Here is a 21,572-nt window from a genome sequence, read left to right on the forward strand (position 1 = left end):
CAACTCTATATGCGAAGCGTCGCCGCTTCTTTACCTACCGTCCCGCTGATCCGCGATGAACCAAATGAAAGCCCAGGCCTTCTTCGGCGAGCAAACGGGCGACGAAGTCGTAATCGGACTCGCGATACTGTACGCAATAGCTGCGGGGGCGCGTGTCGTGTAGAAATTCGCCGACCTCGTCGGCGAGTTGCCAGGCCGCGATCGCGGCATAGTCGGCAAAGACCTGTTCGACGATCTCGATGACGGTCTTGTCCTGAAACACGCGGTTGTGGCGGCCGATGGTGAGATACCACAGCCAGGGCACGGTGGTGAGCCGGTAGCGGGCCAGCCCGCCGTCGCCGGATAACAGCTCGGCATCACGTACCAGGCCGGTGCGTGCCACCTCGCTGCCATCGGCGAGCGTTGTGATCAGGCTCAGCGGTTCGCCAATGAAGTCGGGCAGCGCAAGCTGGGCATCGGGGGATAGGGCCACGATCTGGGTGGGGTGCACCGAGGACAGCGCTTCTTGGCCTTGCCAGCGCTCGACCATGAGGCTGGATAGCCCCGCGCTACCGGCCAGCCGATACAGGCGGGTTTCGGCGGTGAATAAGGCCGTGAGTTCGGATGCCAGGGCGTCTTGGGCTGCGTGCGCCATGGGATCTTTTCTAAAAAACGCCAGGGTGGCCTAGCTTCTCGAAGTTCGCGCACAATTTCCAGTTGTAGGCGATCTAATGGGTTCGCCGGTTTTTAACCGGCCGGCCGAGCAGCGCCCGGCACAAAAAAGCCGCTTCGCGTGGAAGCGGCTTGCGTGCGGCGCGGCGGCTAGATTGCGCTATTTCTTGCGTTGCAGAAACTTGTTCATGATCTCGCGAACTTCGTCGGAGAATAACCGTTCGCCGAAGCGCTCGGCCTCGCGCTCGATCTGGCCGTCCACGTCGTCGCTGCCCAGGCCCTGGCGTAGCAGCTGCTTGCTCTGGCGCATCGCTTCCGGCGGTTTGGCGGCCAGGCGTTTGGCCAGTTTCATGGCCTCGTGCGCCAGCGCCGCGTCGGCGACACGATAGGCGATCAGGCCCATGCGTAGGGCTTCTTCGGAATCGATGGTGTCGCCGGCGAGTAGCAGGCGGGCGGCATTCTGGCGCCCGACCAGGCCGGGCAGGAGCAGGCTGGAGGCGGCTTCGGGCACCAGGGCCAGATCGATGAAGGCGGTATAGAAACGTGCGCGCTCGTCGGCGATCACGAAATCGGCATGCAGCAGCATGGTGGTGCCGATACCGGTGGCCTGGCCTTGCACGGCGATGACCACGGGTTTGTCGAGCGCACGCAGCTGCTTGATGAAACTCAGCGCCGGCCCGGCGCTGCCGGCCTTGCGCGTTTCCGGTGAGGCATTGGCGAATTCGGCCACATCGTTGCCGGCACAGAACATGTCGCCTTCGCTGTCGATGAGCAGTGTGCGTACGGCGTCGTCGGCTTCGGCGTGAGCGACACAGCGCGACAGATCGTCGTACATCGCCGCGGTGAGCGAATTGCGCTTGCTGGCACGATCGATGGTCACGTGCAGCACGCCGTCGTCGTTTTCGGCGCGGATGAAGCCGCTGGTGAGTTCGGGCTGGGTCATGACGGTTTCCTCAAAAGACGATCAACGAAAGCGACTGGGCGATACAGGCCGGCTTGTCGGCGCCCTCGATTTCGATGGTGACGGTATTGCGCAGCATGTAGCGATTGTCGCCACGGGGCTCGATGGATTCCAGCGTCTGGCGGGCACGTACTTTCGAGCCAACCGGTACCGGGGCGATGAAGCGGACCTTGTCGAGGCCGTAGTTGACCGTGGTGGTCACGCCTTCGATACGCTTGATCTGACTGGTGAGCTGGGGCAACAGCGATAGCGTCAGAAAGCCGTGGGCGATGGGCCCGCCGAAGGGGGATTCGCGCTGGGCGCGTTCCACGTCGACATGAATCCACTGGTGGTCTTCGGTGGCATCGGCGAACTGATTGACCCGTTCCTGATCGATCGTCAGCCAGTCGCTGACGCCCATTTCCTGGCCGACGAACGCTTCGAGTGCGTCCATGTTTTCAATGATCTGCACGATATTCTCCTCTCGCGCCCAATAAAAAACCGGTACCCACGACGCCCGAAACGAGCGCCGCGGATACCGGTCGACAGGCCATGGCCAACGCTTGGGTTAGCTGACGGCTTTGTCGAGTTCCGGGATGATTTCGAACAGATCGCCGACGAGGCCGATATCGGCCACTTCGAAGATCGGGGCTTCTTCATCCTTGTTGATGGCCACAATCGTGCCCGCATCCTTGATGCCGGCCAGATGCTGGATGGCACCGGAAATGCCGAAGCACATGTACAGCTCGGGCGAGATGATCTTGCCGGTCTGGCCGACCTGCATGTCGTTGGGCACGAAGCCCGCGTCGACCGCGGCACGCGATGCACCCACGGCCGCGCCAATCTTGTCGGCGAAGTCGTAGATGATCTTGAAGTTCTCTTCGCTGCCGACACCGCGGCCGCCGGAGATGACCTTGGGCGCGGTCTGCAGGTCCGGACGATCGCTCTTGGCCTGCTCGAGGTTCACGAAGCGGGTATGCGACGGAATCTCGGCGTCCAGGCTCAGGGTTTCGATCTCGGCATTGCCGCCCTCGGCCGCAGCCGGGTAGGAGGCACAGCGCACCGAGGCCACCAGCACCTGATCTTCCGGCGCCTTGACTGTGAGGATGGCGTTGCCGGCATAGATCGGGCGATCGAACTCGTGCGCGGAATGCACGGCCATGATGTCGGTGATCATGGCCACGCCCAGCTTGGCGGCCACGCGCGGCATCAGATCCTTGCCGAAGGTGGTGTTGGGGCCGAGCACGTGGCTGTACTCGCCGCTTTGCGCGGCGGCCGCGATCTGCGGAGCCAGGGCAGCCGCGGTCGGATGCTTGTTGGCATCGTTGTCGGCCTGCAGCACCTTGGTCACGCCTTCGATCTTGGCCGCCTGGGCCGCGATGTTGGCGCCGTCGTCACAGAGTACGAGCACGTCGATCGCGGTCGGGCTCATCTGCTGTGCACAGGTGACCGCGCGGGCAGTCGACTGGATGAGTTCGCCGTTGAGATAGTCGGCGATGATCAGAATCTTGTTGCTCATAGCAGGCCCTTTTCCTTGAGTTTGCTCACCAGTTCGTCGACCGATTCAACCTTGATGCCGCCGCCACGCTGCGGCGGGGCCGTGGTCTTGACGGTTTCGAGCATCGCGGCGCGTTCCACGCCGAGGTCGTCGAGGCTGGTGTCTTCGATCGGTTTTTTCTTCGCCTTCATGATGTCCGGCAGCTTGAGATAGCGCGGCTCGTTCAGGCGCAGATCGGCGGTGATCACGCCGGGCAGGTCGATATCCAGCGTTTCCAGGCCGGCATCGATTTCGCGGGTGACCTTGGCGGTCTCGCCGTCAAGCTCGATTTCGGAGGCGAACGTCGCCTGCGGCCATTCCAGCAGGGCAGCGGTCATCTGGCCGGTCTGGTTGGAGTCGTCGTCGATCGCCTGCTTGCCCATGAGAAAGACCTTGGGCTCTTCCTTCTTGGCCAGCGCTTCGAACACACGCGCGGCGGTGAGCGGCTGTACCGGCTCGTCGGTCTTGACGTGGATCGCGCGGTCGCAGCCGAAGGCCAGCGCACTGCGCAGCTGTTCCTTGGCCGCTTCCGGGCCGATGGTCACGGCCACGACTTCATCCGCGCTGCCGGCTTCCTTCCAGCGCATGGCCTGTTCGACGGCGATTTCGTCGAAGGGGTTCATGCTGTGCTTGACGCCGTTCTCGACGACGCCGGAGCCATCCGGCTTGATCTGAATGCGCACGTTGTAGTCGATCGCGCGCTTGACGCTCACCAGTACTTTCATGTGTCGGTTCTCTTGTCGCTATGTCTTAAAAATACCCGTTCGCCACGAGCCGGCTGCGGCCAGTGGCGACGCGCTGGCATGCCTACATCGCCGAATACTTCGGCCCGCCACCGCCTTCCGGCGGTACCCAGGTGATGTTCTGGGCCGGATCCTTGATATCGCAGGTCTTGCAGTGTACGCAGTTGGCGAAGTTGATCTGAAAACGTGGCTTGCCGTTGTCGTCCTCGACCACTTCGTACACACCCGCCGGGCAGTAGCGCTGCGCGGGTTCTGCGTACTTGGGCAGATTGTGCTCGATCGGGATCGACGGATCGGTCAGCTTGAGGTGACAGGGCTGGTCTTCCTCGTGACCGGTGTTCGACAGATGCACCGACGACAGAATATCGAACGACAGCTTGCCGTCGGGCTTGGGATACGCGATCTCCGTGCACTGATCGGCCGGCTTGGTGGCCGCATAGTCCGGCGTGGTGTCGTGGAAATTCCACGGCGCCTTGCCCTTGAACCAGTTCTGCTCGATATAGTTGAGCGCGCCGCCCTTGAAGGTGCCGAACTTGTGCAGCGAGGCGCCGAAGTTGCGGCTGGCATAGAGTTCTTCGTAGACCCAGCTGGCCTTGAACGCGTCGGTGTAGGCAGTGAGATCGTCGTGACCCTCGCCGCCATTGGCCAGGGCGTCGGCCGCGGCTTCGGCCGCCAGCATGCCCGACTTCATGGCCGTGTGGTTGCCCTTGATCTTGGCGAAGTTCAGCGTGCCGGCATCACAACCGATCAGTACCGCGCCCGGCATGGTCATCTTGGGTAGCGAATTCAGCCCGCCCTTGGCGATGGCGCGCGAGCCGTAGGACACACGCTTGCCGCCGTCCAGATACTGCGCGATCTTGGGGTGGTGCTTGAAGCGCTGGAATTCCTTGAACGGCGACAGATAGGGGTTTTCGTAGTTCAGGTCCACGATCAGCCCGACCGCCACCCGGTTGTCTTCCAGGTGGTACAGGAACGAACCCCCGCTACCGGAGACGTTGATCGGCCAGCCGGCGCCGTGAATCACCAGACCGGGCTCGTGTTTTTCCGGGTCGATCTCCCAGATTTCCTTGAGGCCGATGCCGTAGTGCTGCGGGTCGACGCCCTTGTCGAGCTCGAATTCGCGGATCAGCTGCTTGCCGATATGGCCACGACAGCCTTCGCTGAAGAACGTGTACTTGGCGCGTAGTTCCATGCCGGGCACATGGCTGTCCTTGGGTTCGCCGTTCTTGCCGACACCCATTTCGCCGGTGACGATGCCCTTGACCACGCCGTCTTCGATGATCGGCGTCTGCGCGGCGAAGCCGGGATAGATTTCCACGCCCAGTGCTTCGGCCTGCTCGCCCAGCCAGCGGCCGAGCTGGCCGAGTGAAATGACGTAGTTGCCTTCGTTGTGCATCGGTGCGGGCACGAAGGCATTGGGCATTTTCGTGGCCTTGCTTTCGCTGGTGAAGAAATAGATTTCGTCACGCGTGACCGGCACGTTCAGCGGGGCGCCGTTGTCTTTCCATTCGGGAAACAGCTCATCCAGCGCACGCGGTTCGAAGACCGCGCCGGAGAGCAGGTGGGCGCCGACTTCCGAGCCTTTTTCGACGATACAGACTTCCAGCTCCGGGCTTTTCTGTTTCAGCCGACAGGCCGCCGACAGGCCCGCCGGGCCCGCGCCGACAATGAGTACGTCGTACTCCATGACATCGCGTTCGATTTCTTCACTCATATCGTTTTTAGCTCTTGGCTGGCTCGTTGATCGATCAAACGTGCGGGCAGCCGTCGGTGGATTCGGCTGCAGGCACTCGACAACGAGCGAAGGGCGCCATGATGGCACCGATATTCATGTGCCGCCATCCTGCGCCGGCCATGCCGGACGATGGAGCGGCAACAACTCGACAACGCCCGGCATGGGCTCAGACCTTCATGCCCGGCATGTTTAACGACGCGGTATTGCCACCGTCGACCGGCAGTGCCTGGCCGGTGATGAAGCTGGCATCGTCGCTCGCCAGAAAGGTGATCGCCGCGGCCAGTTCTTCCGGCTGGCCATAGCGGCGCAGTTCACAGCGCGTGCCGAGCTTGTGGGTCTTGTCGTTGGCCTCGGCGTAGTCGAACACCGGTTTGGTCATGCCGGTCTTGACCAGGCCCGGGCAGACCGCGTTCACGCGGATATTGTACTGGCCCAGGTCGCAGGCGCTGGTCTGGGTGAGATTGATCACTGCCGCTTTCGATGCGCTGTAGGCATTGCCGCCGGCGCCGGAGCGCACGCCCGCCACCGAGGCGGTGTTCACGATCGCGCCCGCGCCGGCTTCGCGCATGTGGCGTGCCACCGCGCGGGTGAAATGCATGGTGCCGAACAGGTTCACGTCCACGACATCGCGCCAGGTATCCAGGTCGTTGTCGGTGATCGGCGTGTAATCGCTGCCGGCGATGCCGGCGTTGTTGCACAGCACGTGAATCGCGCCGTGGTCGGCGGCGATCCGGTCGACCAGGTCGGTGACCGCTGCCGCATCGCGCACATCCAGCGCGGCTATTTCGTGGCCGCTGCCGCTGAGTTCGTCTCGTACGCGTTCAAGGGCCTCCTGTACGCGGTCGACGAGCACCACGCGCGCGCCTTCGGCGGCAAAACGCAGTGCGGTGGCGCGGCCGATACCGCTGGCGGCGCCGGTGACGATCACCGTGCGGTTGTCGAATCGTTTCATGCCGGCGTTTGTCATTTTTTTCTCCTTGATCGCGCGTCGAATTCTACACAAGGCCCGGGGGGCGTCAATGTCGGTGAAACTGTGTTTCACCCGATTACGAACGATCGTTCAAATGTTTACGGGCATTGGCCTGGGCGCTGGATAGCGGTATGCAGCACACAGTGTTGGCGTTGCCGATCAGAGGGTGCTAGTTTCAATCCAACGGTGCACGAGGCATCGATAACAAGTGGCAAAAAGCCACACGAAAACAAACCGGAGGAGACGCAATGAAGCACTACAAGGGGCTCGTGCGGCGGGCGGTGGCAGCCGTGGGTATTGCAGCGGCGCTGGCCGTACCCGCGGTCGGCATGGCAGCCGACGACACGATCAAGATCGGCTATATCGACCCGCTGTCCGGGCCGTTCGCCAATGTTGGCGATGCCGGACTCAAGCACTTCAAATATCTGGCTGAGCGCATCAATGCCGAGGGCGGCATTCTGGGCAAGGATGTCGAGATCATCGGCTACGACAACAAGTCCAGTGCCCAGGAGTCGCTGCAGATTCTGCGTGAGGCCGCCGACGAAGGCGTGCACTACGTCACCCAGGGCAACGGCTCGCACGTGGGCGGGGCGTTGGTGGACGGCGTGGAGAAGCACAATCGCCGCAATCCCGACAACCGTATGGTGTATCTGAACTACGCCGCGGTCGACCCGTCCCTGACCGACGAGAAATGTTCGTTCTGGCACTTTCGCTTCGATGCCAACAGCGCCATGAAGCTGCAGGCGATCACCGACTACATGGCCGATCAGAAGAACATCAAGAAAGTCTTTCTGATCAATCAGGACTACTCGCATGGCCAGGCGATCTCGCGTATCGCCAAGGAAATGCTCAAGCAGAAGCGTCCGGACATCGAAATCGTCGGCGACGTGCTGCATCCGGTCGGCAAGGTGAAGGACTTCTCGCCCTACATCTCGCAGATCCAGTCGTCGGGCGCGGATACCGTGATCAGCGGTAACTGGGGCAACGACCTGTCGCTGCTGGTCAAGGCCGGCTCCCAGGCCGGGCTGAACGTGGACTGGTACACCTACTATGCCGGCGGTCTGGGCACGCCCACCGCGCTCGGCAAGGCCGGCGCGGGCCACGTGAAGATGGTCACCGAATGGCAGGAGAACCTGGTCGAGGATTACGACGCACCGGAGCTGCGCGAAATTCTCGAGGAATTCGAAGACCGCTATGACGGGATCGAGTTCTACTACCTGCGCATCAAGACCGAAATGGACATGCTCAAGAAGGCCATGGAAAAGGCCGGCAGCACCGACCCGCTCGCCGTTGCCCAGGCCATGGAAGGCATGACCATGCAAACGCCGTTCGGCGAGGTGACCATGCGCAAGCAGGATCACCAGCTGTTGCAGCCGCTGTTCATCTCTACGTTCTCGGAAGATTATAAGAAGTACGACTCCGAAGACACCGGCATCGGCTGGGTGATGGATGCCAAGCTGGACGCCGCGGATACCGCGGTGCAAAGCAGCTGCGAAATGAAGCGTCCGTCGAGCTGATCGCAACCGATCACGCTTGAACGGTGGCCGGCATGCCCATGCATGCCGGCCGGCATGAGGCTGGCCAGGCCCCGGCGTGCGCGCTGGGTGCCCGGCATGCCCGACGCTTTCCCATTTCGCCATCGCGGGTTGCTTGGTGATGCTCGAATCCATTGTTTTTTCCGTGCTGAACGGGCTGCTCTACGGCATGCTGCTGTTCATGCTGGCCAGCGGTCTGACGCTGATCTTCGGCATGATGGGCGTGCTCAATTTCGCCCATGCCAGCTTCTATATGCTGGGTGCGTATTGCGCCTATACGATCAGCTCGTATACCAATTTCTGGGTGGCGCTGATTCTCGCGCCCCTGTTCGTGGGCTTTCTCGGCGCGCTCACCGAGCGCTTCGGCCTGCGTAACGTGCACAAGCACGGCCATGTCGCCGAGCTGTTGCTGACCTTCGGGCTGGTTTACGTGATCGACGAGCTGGTGGTTCTGGTCTGGGGCCAGCTGCCGGTGAACTACACGATCCCGCCGTCGCTGGATTTCACCCTGTTCACGTTGTTCGATACCAGCTTTCCGGCCTATCGCGGCTTCATTCTGTTCGTGGCGATCGCCATGTTCGTGGCCATCTACCTGCTGCTCGTACGCACGCGCGTGGGCATGATCATTCGTGCGGCGCTGTCGCATCCGGATATGGTCGGCGCGCTGGGCCATGACGTACCGCGTATCTTCACGCTGGTATTCGCCTTCGGCACCGGGCTGGCGGGCCTGGCCGGCGTGATGGCCGGCAACTATTACGTGACCGAACCGGGCATGGCGTTCTCCATGGGGCCGATCGTTTTCGTGGTGGTCGTGTTCGGCGGGCTGGGATCGCTGGGCGGTGCCTTGGCTGCGTCGTTGATCATCGGCCTGGTGACCACGTTCGCCGTCAGCCTGAATTATTCGATCGCGGACCTGCTTTCGCTCGTCGGCCTGACCATTGGCGATGACGCCGTTGGTAGCGGCCTGGCGCATATCAACCTGTCGCGCATCGGTCAGATGCTGCCCTACCTGATGATGGTTTTGATTCTGATCTTTCGCCCGCGTGGGCTGATGGGAGCCCGCGAATCATGAGCAACACACAACCCGTGCGCAGCGCGCTTTTGTGGCAGGTGGTGATCTGGGCGCTGTTCGCGCTGGTGATCGCCGTACTGCCGTATATCTTCACCTCCAGCAGCTCGATTTCGATGATGAGCCAGATGGGGGTGTTCATCATCTTCGCGCTGTCCTACAACATGCTGCTGGGCGAGGCGGGCATGCTCTCGTTCGGGCATGCGGTGTATTTCGGCCTGGGCGGCTTCTTCACGCTGCATGCGATGCGCGGTGTCAACGATGGCGTCTGGAGCTTTCCACTCGAACTGATGCCGCTGGTCGGCGGCCTTGGCGGGCTGGCCTTCGGCATTATTTTCGGCTCGATTTCGACCCGGCGTGCCGGGGTGACGTTCGCGATGATCACACTCGGCATCGGCTCGATGGTCGAGTCGAGTGCCAACATGTTCACCGACTTCTTTGGTGGTGAAAGCGGTATCTCCGGCAACCGCGTGCTGGACGTGACGTTGTTGCCGTTCAGCTACGGCCCGTCGGTGCAGGTCTATTACCTGATCGGGGCATGGACGGTGATTGCCGCACTGCTGATGTATCTGCTGACCAAGACCCCGCTCGGGCGCATCTCCAACGCGGTGCGCGATAATCCCGAACGGGCCCAGTTCGTGGGTTACAACACCACGATCGTGCGGTTCATGCAGTTTTCGCTGTCCGGCTTTTTCGCCGGTGTGGCGGGCGGTCTGTTTGCGATCATGTTCGAGATCATGGCCGCACCCAATGTGGGGCTTGTGCAGTCCGGCATGGTGTTGCTGATGACCTTCATTGGCGGTATCGGCGCGTTCTTCGGCCCCATCATCGGCGCGGTGTTCGTGACCTACATGCATACCGCGCTCAGCGGCTTCTCCGAGGGCTGGATACTTTATTTCGGTCTGTTGTTCGTGTTCATGGTGATGTATGCGCCGGGCGGTATCGCCGGCGTCATATCGGCGCATTTCGCGCCCTGGCGTGCCGGGCTCATGCATCGGCTGCTGCCGGGCTATGCGCTGGCACTTGTGCCGGCCTTGCTGGCGATCGCCGGGCTGGTGGGCGTGGTCGAGATGGGCTATCAGCTGTCGCTGGCCTACGATCCGTCGCAGCCGATTGATCTGTTCTACATGCAGGTCAATGCCACCAGTCTTGTCGCTTGGCTCGTCGCGCTGGTCGTGCTGGCTGGCGGTATTGCCGGCGTGCTCGCTGCCGCGCGCGTGGTGCGCGCACGCTGGGCCGACGTCAACCGCGCGATGGCCACCACCGGAGAAGGCACATGAGCGATGCACTCAAGCTTGCCGGCGTGCATAAACGCTTTGGCGAGACGCCGATCATCCGCGGTGTGGATCTCACGGTCGCGCCGGGCGAGCGGCATGCCATTATCGGGCCCAACGGCGCCGGCAAGTCCACACTGTTCAATCTGATCAGCGGGCGCTATACGCCCAGCGAGGGCGAAATCAGCCTGCATGGCAAGCGTATCAGCGGGCTGGCGCCGCATCAGATCAACCGGCGCGGGCTCAGCCGCAGCTTTCAGATCACCAACCTGTTCCAGAACATGACGGTGTTCGAGAATCTGCGCTGTTCGCTGTTGTGGGCCCAGGGTTACAAGTATTCCTTCTGGCATATGATCGGTCGCCAGGCGGCACTCAACGAGGCCGCCGATCAATGGCTCGAGCGGCTGGGGCTGACCGCACGTCGCGACGTGCTGGCATCGCTGCTGACCTATGCCGAACAGCGCACGCTGGAAATCGGCACCACCATCGCTGGCGGCGCCGATGTGATTCTGCTCGACGAGCCGACTGCCGGCATGGGTCTGGCCGAGCGCGATCATACGATGGCCATGATCAGCGAAGTCACCCAGGACAAGACGCTGCTCATGGTCGAGCACGATATGGGCGTGGTGTTCGAACTGGCCGATCGCATCAGCGTGCTGGTGTATGGCCAGATCATTGCCAGCGATACGCCCGAGGCGATTCGTGCCAATGCCGCGGTTCAGGAAGCCTATCTGGGCGAGGCGCACTAGTGGAAGCCAAGATGCTGGAAGTAAAGGACCTGCATGCCTATTACGGCAAGAGTCACGTATTGCAGGGCGTGGATTTCAACGTCGGCCGTGGCGAGATCGTGAGTCTGCTCGGGCGCAACGGGGTGGGGCGTTCCACCACCTGCAAGGCGATCATGGGGCTGGTTGCCCCTCGGGGCGAGATCGTTTTCGACGGCGAGTCGGTGGCCGGGCTGAAAAGCCATCAGGTCGCACGCCGCGGCATCGGCTATGTGCCAGAGGACCGCTTGATCTTTTCCGGGCTGACGACCCGGGAAAACCTGGACATGGGTGTGAAGAAGGTCGGTGCCAAGACCGGCTGGACGCTCGACGATGCCTACCAGCTGTTTCCGCGGTTGGCCGAACGCGCCGATGTGAAGGCCGATCTGCTCTCGGGCGGGGAACAGCAGATGCTGACCATGTGTCGTACGCTCATGGGCGATCCCAAGCTGGTCATGATCGACGAGCCGACCGAAGGTCTGGCGCCCCAGATCGTGTCGCAGGTCGGCGATTTCCTGCTGGCGATCGCCGAAAAAGGGATTTCGGTGTTGCTCGTCGAGCAGCGCCTGAGTATCGCGATGCGGGTATCGCATCGGGTGTATGTGATGGGGCACGGCCGGATCGTGTTCGAAGGCACGCCGAGCGATCTGGAAGCCGATGACGCGGTGCGTCGCGAATGGCTCGAGGTGTGATCGCCAGCGCTTGCCCGCCGTCGTGTTGTGCGCAGGCTTGTGCGCTACGGGCGCGTCCGGCACCCTGAAACCGCGCTCGGCGCGCCCAGGTGGCGGCGGGTGGTCCTGCTTTGGTCTTAGCCATTCGCGGCTGTCTGTCTAGTCATCGGACGAACGTTCGATCGCGAATGCCCCGTGGCTTAAGCGATTGCCGTTTTTGCGGTCGTTTTCAGGCGTTTGGCTCGGACAGATCGCTGCATCAAACATGTGAAATGTAGTTTCATTATCCTGTTGACGGCGCTGTTGGGCCGTGGCAGCTTTGACTGCGAGAAAACAAAAATGCCGTCGGGGCCGCGACGCAACCGCGAACAAGGCCACCGTAAACATCGGCGCATACAATCGGAGGAGATCACCGCATGACCGATCATCGGGTCGATACGCGGTCGCTGGCGCATGTGTGCCGGCACCCCCTGCATGCCCAGACCCCGGGCGGCGATGTGTCGTCGTGCGCCGGTGTGGCACCCCATGGCTTGCGCCTGTTTCGTTGCGTCGGTTCGGCCGTCGTGATCGATGCGGGCTTCGTTTTGTCTGTCGTGCGCGCCGCGGGGGCGACGCACGGTCTGCGACCACCGCTGGCTCAATAGGGGGAGAGACGTCTTGGATTTGTTCCTTCAGCAGGTTCTCAACGGCCTGACGCTCGGCAGCATCTACGGGCTCGTTGCCCTGGGGCTGACGCTGGTTTACGGCATTCTGCATGTGCCCAACTTCGCCCATGGCGCGCTCTACATGGTCGGCGCCTATGTCTGCTATTTCACCATGGCGGATCTGGGGCTGAACTACTGGGTGGCGATCGCGGCCGCGGCCGTTGTGGTGGCCGCGATGTCGGTCATCTGCGAGCGGCTGGTGTTTCATCCGCTGCGCCATGCTCCGCCCATTCACGACAAGATCGCGGCGATCGGCATCCTGCTGTTTCTCGAAGCGGTGGTACAGATGTACTGGGGCGCGGATTTTCGTCGTATCCCCACGCCTTATGACCAGATTCTGCAGCTGGGCGGGCTGACCCTGCCGGCACAGCGGCTGCTGATCATCGTCGGCGCGTTTTCGTTGATGGGTGCCCTGCATCTGTATCTGAAAAAGACGATGACCGGCGCGACCATCGTGGCCATGGCCCAGAACCGCGAGGGCGCGTTTCTGGTGGGTATCGATGCCAACCGCGTGGCAATGATGACCTTCGCCATCGCCGGCGCGCTGGCCGCGGTCGCGGCCGGGCTGTTCGCACCGATCAATCTGGTCTATCCGGCCATGGGCCATCTGGTGCTGCTCAAGGCCTTCGTAATCATCATCCTCGGCGGCATGGGCAGCATTCCGGGGGCGATCATCGGCGGGCTGATCATCGGCTTTTCCGAAGCACTCGGCGGCTTCTATCTGTCGAGCACCTACAAGGACGTGATCGCGTTCGTACTTCTGGTGGTGATCCTGTCGATCAAGCCGACCGGTCTGTTCACCAAGGGGGTGCGCTAATGAACCGTGCAATCGATTTCATGCTCGGCTCGACCATGCGCTGGCTGCTGCTGGCCCTGGCGGTGATCTTTCCGCTGGTCACCGATAACGAGTACCACATCTATGTCATGGCGCTGGCCTTCATCTGGGCGATCGCCGTCTATGGCATGAACATCATCACCGGCTATTGCGGCCAGCTCAATCTGGCCCATGGCGGCTTCTTTGCCATCGGTGCCTACGTGGTGGCCATTCTCACCGTCGATCACGGCTGGCCCTTCTGGCCGGCGTTTGCGGCGGCCGGCCTGTTCGGTGCGGTGTTCGGCTTTGTGGTGGGCATCGTCTCGCTACGGCTCAAGGAGCACTACTTCGCCATCTTCACCCTGTGTGTCGGCTACATCATCTATCTGATGATCGATAAATGGGAGGCGCTGACCCACGGCTCGCTGGGCATTATCAATATCGCGCCGCCGGAAGGCTTCGGGCTTGTGGACTTCACCCAGACCATTCCCTTTTATTATCTGGTGCTGGCGTTTCTGGCACTGGCGATCTGGCTGACGCGCCGGATTTCCGAATCCCTGCTCGGGCGCACCTTTCGCGCCATTCGTATCAGTGACGATCTGGCCCAGTCGCTGGGTATCAATCTGATGCGCAACAAGGTTCTGGCGTTCGTGATTTCCACGGTCTATGCGGCGGCCGCGGGCGGGCTGTATGCCGGCGTGGTGCGCTTCATCGGCCCGGAAGAAGCCAACTTCATCCATACCTTCGACATGATCGCCTACCTGCTGGTCGGCGGTATCGGCACGCTCATGGGTCCGTTGCTGGGCACGCTGCTGGTGACCTGGCTGACCCAGGCGGTGCAGTCGCTCGAAGAATATCGAATGATCGTGTTCGGCCCGATGCTGGTGCTGCTCGTGATCTTCTTCCCGCGCGGCATCGTCGGCAGTTTCCTGGGCTGGCGCGGCCGACGCATGGCGCGTCAGGCACCGCGTTCGGCACGCGAATCGCGCGTGGAAGATGCCAGCAAGCACAGCGCGGATACCAAGGAGGCGCGTCACAATGCTTAATATCCGCAATCTCACCAAGCGCTTCGGCGGGCTGGCCGCGGTCGACAACGTGAGCGTCGAATTCGGCGCCAACCAGATCAACGCCATCATCGGCCCCAACGGCGCCGGCAAGACGACGTTCTTCAACCTCATCGCGGGGGCGATGCCGCCCACCGAAGGCGTGATCGAGTACAAGGGGCAGGATCTGGCCGGCAAGTCGCCGGATTCGATCGCCCGCCTTGGTGTGGCACGGACCTTTCAGACCACGATGCTGTTCGAGGAATCCACGGTGCTCGACAACCTGATTGTCGGTCATCGGCTGCGTACCGAATCGCGGCTGTGGGATGTGATCATCAATTCCAAGCGCCTCAGGGCCGACGAGAAACGCTGCCGCGACAAGGCTGCCGAAACCCTGGAGTTCGTGGGCCTGTCGCATATCGGCCATCGCTATATCGCCGATACCAGTCAGGAAGAGCGCAAACGTATCGCCTTTGCCTTGGCGCTGGCGACCGATCCGGAACTGGTGCTGCTCGACGAGCCGGCCGGCGGGGTGAATCCGGAAGAAACCGACGGTCTGGTCGATCTGATTCACAAGATGGTCGATCACGGCATCACAGTCTGTCTGATCGAACACAAGATGGACATGATCATGCGTATCGCCGACAAGATCATCGTGCTCGATCACGGCGAGAAGATTTCCGAAGGCACACCGGAACAGGTCAAGAACGACCCGGTGGTCATCGAAGCGTATCTGGGGAAAGAAGATGCTGAAGCTTGAGGGCGTCGACGCCAAATACGACAGTTTCAAGGCCCTGGACAACGTATCGCTGGAAATCGATGCCGGCGAGCTGGTGGTGCTGCTGGGCGCGAATGGCGCCGGCAAGACCACGTTGTTCAATACCATCAGCGGGCTGATGAAGCCGGCCGCCGGGCGTATCAGTATCGATGGCAAGGATGTGACCGGGCGCAAGCCCTCGGCGTTGGTTGCCGCGGGCGTGGTGCAGTGTCCGGAAGGGCGCAAGCTCTTTCCCGGCATGTCGGTACTCAAGAATCTGCGTCTGGGCGGTTATGTCCACCGGCGCGACCGGGCCGGCATGAACCACACGCTCGAGCATATTCTGGCCATGTTTCCGATCCTCGAAGAAAAGAAGGATCAACCGGCCGGCTCGCTGTCCGGCGGTCAGCAGCAGATGGTCGCCGTCGGGCGTGCGCTCATGGGCCGGCCCAAGTTGCTGATGCTGGATGAGCCGTCGCTCGGTCTGGCGCCGCTGGTGGTCAAGCAGGTATTCGAGACGGTGCAATCGATCAACGCCGAAGGCACGACCGTGCTGCTGGCCGAACAGAACGCCTATGCCGCGCTCAAGATTGCCAGCCGCGCCTACGTGATCGAAAACGGCAAGCTGGTCATGCAGGGCAGCCGTGAGGAAATGCTCGGTAACGAGGCCGTACGCAAGGCCTATATCGGCGCTTAGACATTCGAAAAATCTCGTAATCACACGAGTGCTAGCCAACCAACCCGAATAAAAGAGGGGAGATAGACAATGACATTCAAGAAAACGCTACGCCGCGCGGCGGTGGCCACGGCGCTGGCCATGGGCATGGTCGGTGCGGTTCATGCCGCGGAAAAGGTCAACATCGGCTTCACCGGGCCGCTGTCCGGCGGCGCCGCACTCTACGGCGAGAACACGCTGGAAGGCCTGCGCATGGCCGCCGAGGAGATCAACAGCAACGGCGGCATCGATGTCGATGGCACCAACTACGAAATCAATATCGTCAGCCTCGACGACATGTATTCGCCCAGCCGCGCGGCGGTCAACGGCAAGCGTCTGGTTCAGCAGTCCAACACGCCGGTGGTGTTCACCCCGCATTCGGGCGGCACCTTCGCGCTGCAGGCGTTCAACGAACGCGACGGCTTCCTGATCATGTCCTATACCTCGATTCCGTCGGTCACGGAAAAGGGCAATGAGCTTACGGTCAAGATTCCGCCGAATTTCACCGACTACGTGAAGCCGTTCACCAAGCTCACCATGGATCGCTTCGGCAACAAGCTGGGCGTGGCCAATGCCACCCATGACTATGCCAAGTATTGGACCAAGGCCTTCGTGCCGGGCTGGGAGGCGGCCGGCGGCGAAGTCGTGGCCAGCAACCCCATGGACTACAACAAGTCGGCCGATTTCTATACCGGCGTGAGCAAGGTGCTGTCGGCCAATCCGGACGTGCTGTTCGTGGGCGGTGCCTCGGAGCCGACCGGCCTGGTCGTGCGTCAGGCACGCGAGCTGGGCTTCAAGGGTGGCTTCGTGGTCATGGACCAGGCCAAGATCGATGAAGTCGCCAACGTAGCGGGTGGCCTGGAGGTCGTCGAAGGGGCCGTGGGTGTCACCCCGCTGGTCTATTCCGATAACCCGGGTGCGGCCGAGTTCGTGAAGCTCTACAAAAAGGATCACGACGGCGTGCCGACCTCCGAGACCGCGTATAACTACTTCGCCATGTTCCTGGTCGCCCGTGCCATGGAAGAGGCTGGCACCGTCGAGGATGCGAAAGCTATCCGTGCGGCGATCCCGCAGGCACTGTCCGCAGTGTCGACCAACCACAACCCGTACGAAGTCAAGAACATCACCGATAGCGGCAATCTGGCCGTGGATGTCGAAATCGCGGAAGTGGTCGATGGCAAGGTCGAGCTGCGCAAGGTCTCCGAGATCGGCGCCGAATAAGTCCTAGATGGGACACTCGCGCACAACAGGGGCACTTGGTGCCCCTGTGTTCTTTGTGTCCCGTGTTTCGAACGATCTGCCGTAGTTTGTACGGCACGTCGGTATAGACAGGAGCTTTCGTCATGACCCTCAATCGCCAGATCATTCTCGCCCAGCGTCCACAGGGGATGCCGGATGAAACCCACCTGCAGATGCAGGAAACCGACATGCCCAGCCCCGGTCCGGGCGAAGTGCTCGTCAAGACCATTTATATGTCTCTCGATCCGTATATGCGTGGCCGCATGAGCGCGGCCAAGTCCTATGCGACGAGCGTGGCCGAAGGTGCGGTCATGGAAGGCGCGACGGTCGGCGAAGTCGTTGAGTCCAACGACGACAGCATCGCCGTCGGCGACTATGTGCTTGCCCATGGCGGCTGGCAGGAATACGCCGTCCAAGCGGCCAAGGCTGTACGCAAGCTGGATCCGGCCGCGGCGCCGATCAGCACGGCCGTGGGCGTGCTCGGCATGCCGGGATTTACTGCGTATGTCGGCCTGGATGAAATCGGTCAGCCGCAGGCGGGCGAAACTGTCGTGGTGTCTGCGGCTGCCGGCGCGGTCGGGCAGGTAGTCGGCCAGATTGCGAAGATCAAGGGTTGCCGTGTGGTCGGCGTGGCGGGCGCGCCGGACAAATGTCGACATGTCGTCGAAAACTACGGCTTCGACGCCTGCGTGAATTACAAGGACGACGATTTCGAGGCACAGCTGAGCGATGCGTGTCCCGAAGGAATCGACGTCTATTTCGAAAACGTGGGCGGCAAGGTGTTCGATGCCGTGCGCGGCCTGCTCAACGACTTTGCGCGCATGCCGGTATGCGGGCGGATCGCGCATTACAACGACAGCGAAGCACCGCCTGGCCCGGATCGCCTGGTGGCGTTCATGGGGCAGGTGCTGGTCAAACGTCTGCGTGTCCAGGGCTTCATTCAGTTCGACTATCGCCATCGTTACAGTGATTTTCAGCGCGACATGAGCGCCTGGGTGCGTAATGGCGATGTGCGCTATCAGGAAGATATCGTCGACGGCCTGGAGAATGCGGTCGATGCTTTCCAGGGATTGTTGCAGGGGCGCAACCGCGGCAAGTTGCTGGTACGCGTAGCGGCCGACCCCACCCGCGGCTAGGGCGCGGCGTTGCACGGCCACGCACAGGCGCGAACCTACGCCACACTCGGCGAGCGCTTTGGCGCACGCTACAAGTGGTATGTGTCGGCCACGGTGATGCTCGGCACCTTCTCGGTGGTCCTGGCTGCGACCATCATCAACGTGGCCGTGCCCGCGATCATGACCCGTTTTGCGGTCGCCCAGGATCAGGTGCATTGGCTGGCGACCGGCTTTCTGGCCGCCATGACGGTCGGCATGCTCCTGAATGCCTGGGCAGCCGCACGCTTTGGCTCGCGCGGCGCCTTCGCCCTGGCGATGGGCGGGTTTATTCTTGCCTCGCTCGTCGGTGGTTTCAGTGGCGATTTCGCCGTGCTCGTTGCCGCCCGCGTGGGTCAGGGGCTCACCGCGGGGATGATTCAGCCGCATGCGCTGGTCGCCATCTTTCAGGTTTTTCCGGTGCATCGGCGCGGCCAGGCGATGGGTATTTACGGCATGGGCGTGATTCTCGGCCCGGCCATTGCGCCGGCACTGGGCGGGGTGCTCGTCGACAGTTTCTCCTGGCGGGCGACGTTCATCGTGGTGCTGCCGGCCTGTGCCGTGGCCGCTGGGCTGGCCTGGCGTTTTCTGCCCGGGCGCGGGCCCCGGCGCGCGTCGCTGGACTGGCTCGGTGTCGCGCTGCTCAGTGCCGCCTTGCTCGCCTTGTTATGGGCGATCGCCTCCTTGCACCGGCGCGGGCTGCTTGATCCGTGGGTCGGCCTGGCGCTGTTCGGCGGTATCATTCTGGCATTGCTATTCGTGGCCTGGCAGCGGCGCGTGCGCGAGCCGTTGCTGGAGCTGCGGGTGCTCGCCCAGCCCGGTTTTGCCAGCGGCTTCGTGTTGTCGATCGTCATGGGCGCAGGGCTGTTCGCCAGCACCTATCTGGCGCCGCTGTATTTTCAGCAGTCGGCTGGCATGAGTGCGTCGGCCTCCGGGCTGATGCTGGTTCCAGCGGGTCTGGCCATGGCGTTCGTGTTCCCGGTAGCCGGTCATTTGACCGATCGTGTGCCCATACGCTGGATCGTGGCCGCGGGTCTGGCGTTTTTCGTGGCAAGCATGGTGTTGCTGGCGGCCGCGGAAATCCCGACCTCGGCAGCCTGGCTGGTCGTGTGGGCACTGTTCGGGCGCCTGGGCGTGGGCTTGATGATGCCGCCGATCACCACCGCGAGCCTGGGTCTTTTGCCCGAAGATCAGCTCGATCGCGCTTCGGGTATTATCAATTTCGGCCGCCAGATCGGCGGCGCGTTAGGGGTGAATCTGTCCGCGGTTCTGGCGCAGTACGCCAGCGATTTCTATCGCTTTCGCCACCCCGACGAACCCGCCACCCGCGTGTTCGAAGCCGGTTTCGATTACGCGTTCGTGGTGCTCGCGCTGTTGTTCGTGCTTGCCTTCTGGCCGCTGCACAGGCTTTCACGTGCAATCGCGAGGGATGCGGTTTGATCCGGCTGATACAACGGGGATTGCCCGGAAAATCAAAAAAGATTAATTTCTCGATTCGGTCGGCGCCGCGCGATAATATTCAGCGCGCGCGGCCTTGTTTTAAAACCATGGTAGTTGGATCTGAACGTCTGTGTATAAGATCGAGGACATGGCGCACGGACAGAGCCCTGTTGCCATGCGACTTTTTCCGTATGGCATATACGCACGGTTATGTCTATCTTGTAGCCTTGCGCGGTGGTGGGGTGATCGATCAGGAGGGCTGGTACGGCCTGCGGTCGGGCAAGCGCCTTTGAGTTGTGGCTGCCAGACGATGGCGGCCCCGGGGTGATAATTGGAAAACCGATATTGCGGCCTTGTATTGGGCAGGCCGCGGTACAAACTGGTGGGTGGGGAATCTAGATCATGCGAAAGACGATGTCGTCGGACAGTGCGGATACGAAAGGCCACAACTATGTCACCGCGCTCGCGCGGGGGCTGGAGTTGCTGCGCTGTTTTGGCGATGCAGCGGAATATCTCGGTAATGCGGAACTGGCCAAGCGCACCGACATTCCGCGACCTACCGTATCGCGTCTAACCGCAACGCTTACCCAGCTCGGCTATCTGCTGTATATGCCGCATCTGGAGAAATACCGGCTGGGCCCGCGGGTACTCGATCTGGGCTATCGCTATCTGGCCAGCGAAGGCGTGGGCAATATCGCGCGTCCGTTCATGCAGGAACTGGCCGATGCGACCGACTGCATGGTCGCACTGGGCGTACCCGAAGGTGCGCAGATGACCTATACCCAGGCCTGTCAGGGCAAGGGACCGCTGATTCTGCGCTTGCAGGTGGGGTCCCGGGTGCCCATGGGGCTGTCGTCGATGGGGCTGGCATTTCTGGCTGCGCATACGCCGGCGGCGCGCGAGCCGTACTACGAGCGTATTCGCGCCGAAAGCAGCATGCCCTGGCCGCAGGTCGAATCGTTGCTCGAGTACGCCTATGAAGACTATGCCCGCTATGGCTTCTGCATGACGGCCAGTACCTGGAGTCGCGATATCAGCGCGGTGGGCGTACCGCTGGTGCTGGAGAATGGTCAGCGCGTGGTGTCGTTCAACTGCGGCGGTGCGGCGCAGCGGCTGACCCGCGAGGTGATGATCGACAATCTCGGCCCCCGGCTCAAGCAGGTGGTCGAACAGGTCAAAGCGCTGGTCGTAGGTAGCGACTAGCGATGGGCGAACGTAATGAAGCGGGTCATTTCTCGCTGGCCGATGCCAATGCCCGCTACGATCGCGGCTTTGCCGCGCACCTGGGTTTCGAGTTCGTCGAATGGGTGCCGGATCGCGCCGTACTCCAGCTCGACATCCAGGATTGGCATCTCAATCTCGCGGGCGTTCTGCACGGTGGCATTCTCGCTACGCTACTGGATATCGCCGGGGCGGCCGCGGGTAGTTATTGCCCGTATCCGGGGCGCATTCGCAAGGCGATCACGCTGTCCATGACCACCACGTTCACCGGCCAGGCCAGTGTTGGCATGGTGCGCGCAATCGGTCGCCGCCGTGCCGGAGGACAACGTATTTTCAACTCGAGCGTGGATATCGTCGATGCCGACGAGCGCCTGCTGGCCATCGGCGAAGGCACCTACCGCCTGCGCCGGGGTAGCGAAGATCCGCGCGGCGTAGCCAGCAACGCCTAAGTGTGTAAACCCACCAGGTTGTTCACGTCCCAGCCGAGTCGGCTAATGGGAGTTTTGTAATCGAGGCTGGCATGCGGGCGGTGCCAGTTATAGTGATGCAGCCAGTGCGGCAGGTGTGACGCACGTTGCTCAGAATGCGCATAGGATCGC

Annotated in this window: 23 protein-coding genes; 15 read left to right on the forward strand and 8 right to left on the reverse strand. The window is 62.0% G+C overall.

What is annotated here, in order from left to right:
• Positions 1-34 precede the first annotated feature (34 nt).
• From S4A8_RS18565 to S4A8_RS18595, 7 genes are all read right to left on the reverse strand, one after another.
• Entirely contained in the window at positions 35-634 is a 600-nt protein-coding gene (locus tag S4A8_RS18565) for a contractile injection system protein, VgrG/Pvc8 family (protein WP_353221270.1), read from the reverse strand.
• Between the two features lie 177 nt (positions 635-811).
• The gene (locus tag S4A8_RS18570) at positions 812-1,594 is read right to left on the reverse strand and encodes an enoyl-CoA hydratase-related protein (protein ID WP_353179576.1); all 783 of its coding nucleotides are present in this window, start codon (positions 1,592-1,594) and stop codon (positions 812-814) included.
• Positions 1,595-1,604: 10 nt separating this feature from the next.
• Positions 1,605-2,063, reverse strand: coding sequence for a MaoC family dehydratase (locus S4A8_RS18575; protein ID WP_353221271.1), 459 nt, complete (start codon positions 2,061-2,063; stop codon positions 1,605-1,607).
• 96 nt (positions 2,064-2,159) lie between these two features.
• Positions 2,160-3,110 carry an electron transfer flavoprotein subunit alpha/FixB family protein gene (locus tag S4A8_RS18580; protein ID WP_353221272.1) on the reverse strand — a complete coding sequence of 317 codons (951 nt, stop codon included), beginning with the start codon at positions 3,108-3,110 and terminating at the stop codon, positions 2,160-2,162.
• Positions 3,107-3,853 carry an electron transfer flavoprotein subunit beta/FixA family protein gene (locus S4A8_RS18585; protein ID WP_353221273.1) on the reverse strand — a complete coding sequence of 249 codons (747 nt, stop codon included), beginning with the start codon at positions 3,851-3,853 and terminating at the stop codon, positions 3,107-3,109. Before S4A8_RS18585 ends, S4A8_RS18580 begins: the two co-directional genes overlap by 4 nt.
• 82 nt (positions 3,854-3,935) lie before the next feature.
• Positions 3,936-5,573, reverse strand: a complete 1,638-nt coding sequence (locus S4A8_RS18590; protein WP_353221286.1) for an electron transfer flavoprotein-ubiquinone oxidoreductase — start codon at positions 5,571-5,573, stop codon at positions 3,936-3,938.
• 199 nt (positions 5,574-5,772) lie between these two features.
• Positions 5,773-6,558, reverse strand: coding sequence for an SDR family NAD(P)-dependent oxidoreductase (locus S4A8_RS18595; RefSeq protein ID WP_353221274.1), 786 nt, complete (start codon positions 6,556-6,558; stop codon positions 5,773-5,775).
• A gap of 266 nt (positions 6,559-6,824) precedes the next feature.
• On the opposite strand from S4A8_RS18595, the gene S4A8_RS18600 reads away from it, so the two are divergent.
• From S4A8_RS18600 to S4A8_RS18670, 15 genes are all read left to right on the forward strand, one after another.
• A complete protein-coding gene (locus S4A8_RS18600; protein WP_353221275.1) occupies positions 6,825-8,093 on the forward strand; it encodes a branched-chain amino acid ABC transporter substrate-binding protein in 1,269 nt (422 codons plus the stop codon).
• Between the two features lie 139 nt (positions 8,094-8,232).
• On the forward strand, positions 8,233-9,183 hold the full coding sequence (locus tag S4A8_RS18605; protein WP_353221276.1) for a branched-chain amino acid ABC transporter permease: 951 nt from the start codon (positions 8,233-8,235) through the stop codon (positions 9,181-9,183).
• Entirely contained in the window at positions 9,180-10,460 is a 1,281-nt protein-coding gene (locus S4A8_RS18610) for a branched-chain amino acid ABC transporter permease (RefSeq protein WP_353221277.1), read from the forward strand. The genes S4A8_RS18605 and S4A8_RS18610 overlap by 4 nt, the downstream gene beginning before the upstream one ends.
• Positions 10,457-11,203, forward strand: coding sequence for an ABC transporter ATP-binding protein (locus S4A8_RS18615; protein ID WP_353179590.1), 747 nt, complete (start codon positions 10,457-10,459; stop codon positions 11,201-11,203). The genes S4A8_RS18610 and S4A8_RS18615 overlap by 4 nt, the downstream gene beginning before the upstream one ends.
• 11 nt (positions 11,204-11,214) lie before the next feature.
• The gene (locus tag S4A8_RS18620) at positions 11,215-11,910 is read left to right on the forward strand and encodes an ABC transporter ATP-binding protein (RefSeq protein ID WP_353179742.1); all 696 of its coding nucleotides are present in this window, start codon (positions 11,215-11,217) and stop codon (positions 11,908-11,910) included.
• 395 nt (positions 11,911-12,305) lie between these two features.
• Positions 12,306-12,533 carry a hypothetical protein gene (locus S4A8_RS18625; RefSeq protein WP_353221278.1) on the forward strand — a complete coding sequence of 76 codons (228 nt, stop codon included), beginning with the start codon at positions 12,306-12,308 and terminating at the stop codon, positions 12,531-12,533.
• 13 nt (positions 12,534-12,546) lie between these two features.
• On the forward strand, positions 12,547-13,410 hold the full coding sequence (locus tag S4A8_RS18630; protein ID WP_353179594.1) for a branched-chain amino acid ABC transporter permease: 864 nt from the start codon (positions 12,547-12,549) through the stop codon (positions 13,408-13,410).
• Complete coding sequence (locus S4A8_RS18635) at positions 13,410-14,453, forward strand: branched-chain amino acid ABC transporter permease (protein WP_353221279.1); 1,044 nt, start codon at positions 13,410-13,412, stop codon at positions 14,451-14,453. Before S4A8_RS18630 ends, S4A8_RS18635 begins: the two co-directional genes overlap by 1 nt.
• The gene (locus S4A8_RS18640; RefSeq protein WP_353179597.1) at positions 14,446-15,210 is read left to right on the forward strand and encodes an ABC transporter ATP-binding protein; all 765 of its coding nucleotides are present in this window, start codon (positions 14,446-14,448) and stop codon (positions 15,208-15,210) included. Before S4A8_RS18635 ends, S4A8_RS18640 begins: the two co-directional genes overlap by 8 nt.
• Positions 15,197-15,904, forward strand: coding sequence for an ABC transporter ATP-binding protein (locus tag S4A8_RS18645; RefSeq protein WP_353221280.1), 708 nt, complete (start codon positions 15,197-15,199; stop codon positions 15,902-15,904). Before S4A8_RS18640 ends, S4A8_RS18645 begins: the two co-directional genes overlap by 14 nt.
• Positions 15,905-15,973: 69 nt before the next feature.
• Positions 15,974-17,143 (forward strand): ABC transporter substrate-binding protein, encoded by a 1,170-nt coding sequence (locus S4A8_RS18650; protein ID WP_353221281.1) that lies wholly within the window; start codon positions 15,974-15,976, stop codon positions 17,141-17,143.
• Between the two features lie 122 nt (positions 17,144-17,265).
• Positions 17,266-18,297, forward strand: a complete 1,032-nt coding sequence (curA, locus tag S4A8_RS18655) for an NADPH-dependent curcumin/dihydrocurcumin reductase (protein WP_353221282.1) — start codon at positions 17,266-17,268, stop codon at positions 18,295-18,297.
• A gap of 9 nt (positions 18,298-18,306) precedes the next feature.
• The gene (locus S4A8_RS18660; RefSeq protein WP_353221283.1) at positions 18,307-19,752 is read left to right on the forward strand and encodes a DHA2 family efflux MFS transporter permease subunit; all 1,446 of its coding nucleotides are present in this window, start codon (positions 18,307-18,309) and stop codon (positions 19,750-19,752) included.
• Between the two features lie 402 nt (positions 19,753-20,154).
• Positions 20,155-20,955, forward strand: a complete 801-nt coding sequence (locus S4A8_RS18665) for an IclR family transcriptional regulator (RefSeq protein WP_353221284.1) — start codon at positions 20,155-20,157, stop codon at positions 20,953-20,955.
• Positions 20,956-20,957: 2 nt separating this feature from the next.
• Positions 20,958-21,422, forward strand: a complete 465-nt coding sequence (locus tag S4A8_RS18670) for a PaaI family thioesterase (protein WP_353221285.1) — start codon at positions 20,958-20,960, stop codon at positions 21,420-21,422.
• Here S4A8_RS18670 and S4A8_RS18675 read toward each other — a convergent pair.
• On the reverse strand, positions 21,419-21,572 hold a 154-nt coding region (locus S4A8_RS18675), incomplete at its 5' end, for an integrase core domain-containing protein (RefSeq protein ID WP_353221287.1). The genes S4A8_RS18670 and S4A8_RS18675 overlap by 4 nt on opposite strands.

Source organism: Salinisphaera sp. S4-8, assembly GCF_040361235.1.
Taxonomy (GTDB): Bacteria; Pseudomonadota; Gammaproteobacteria; order Nevskiales; family Salinisphaeraceae; genus Salinisphaera.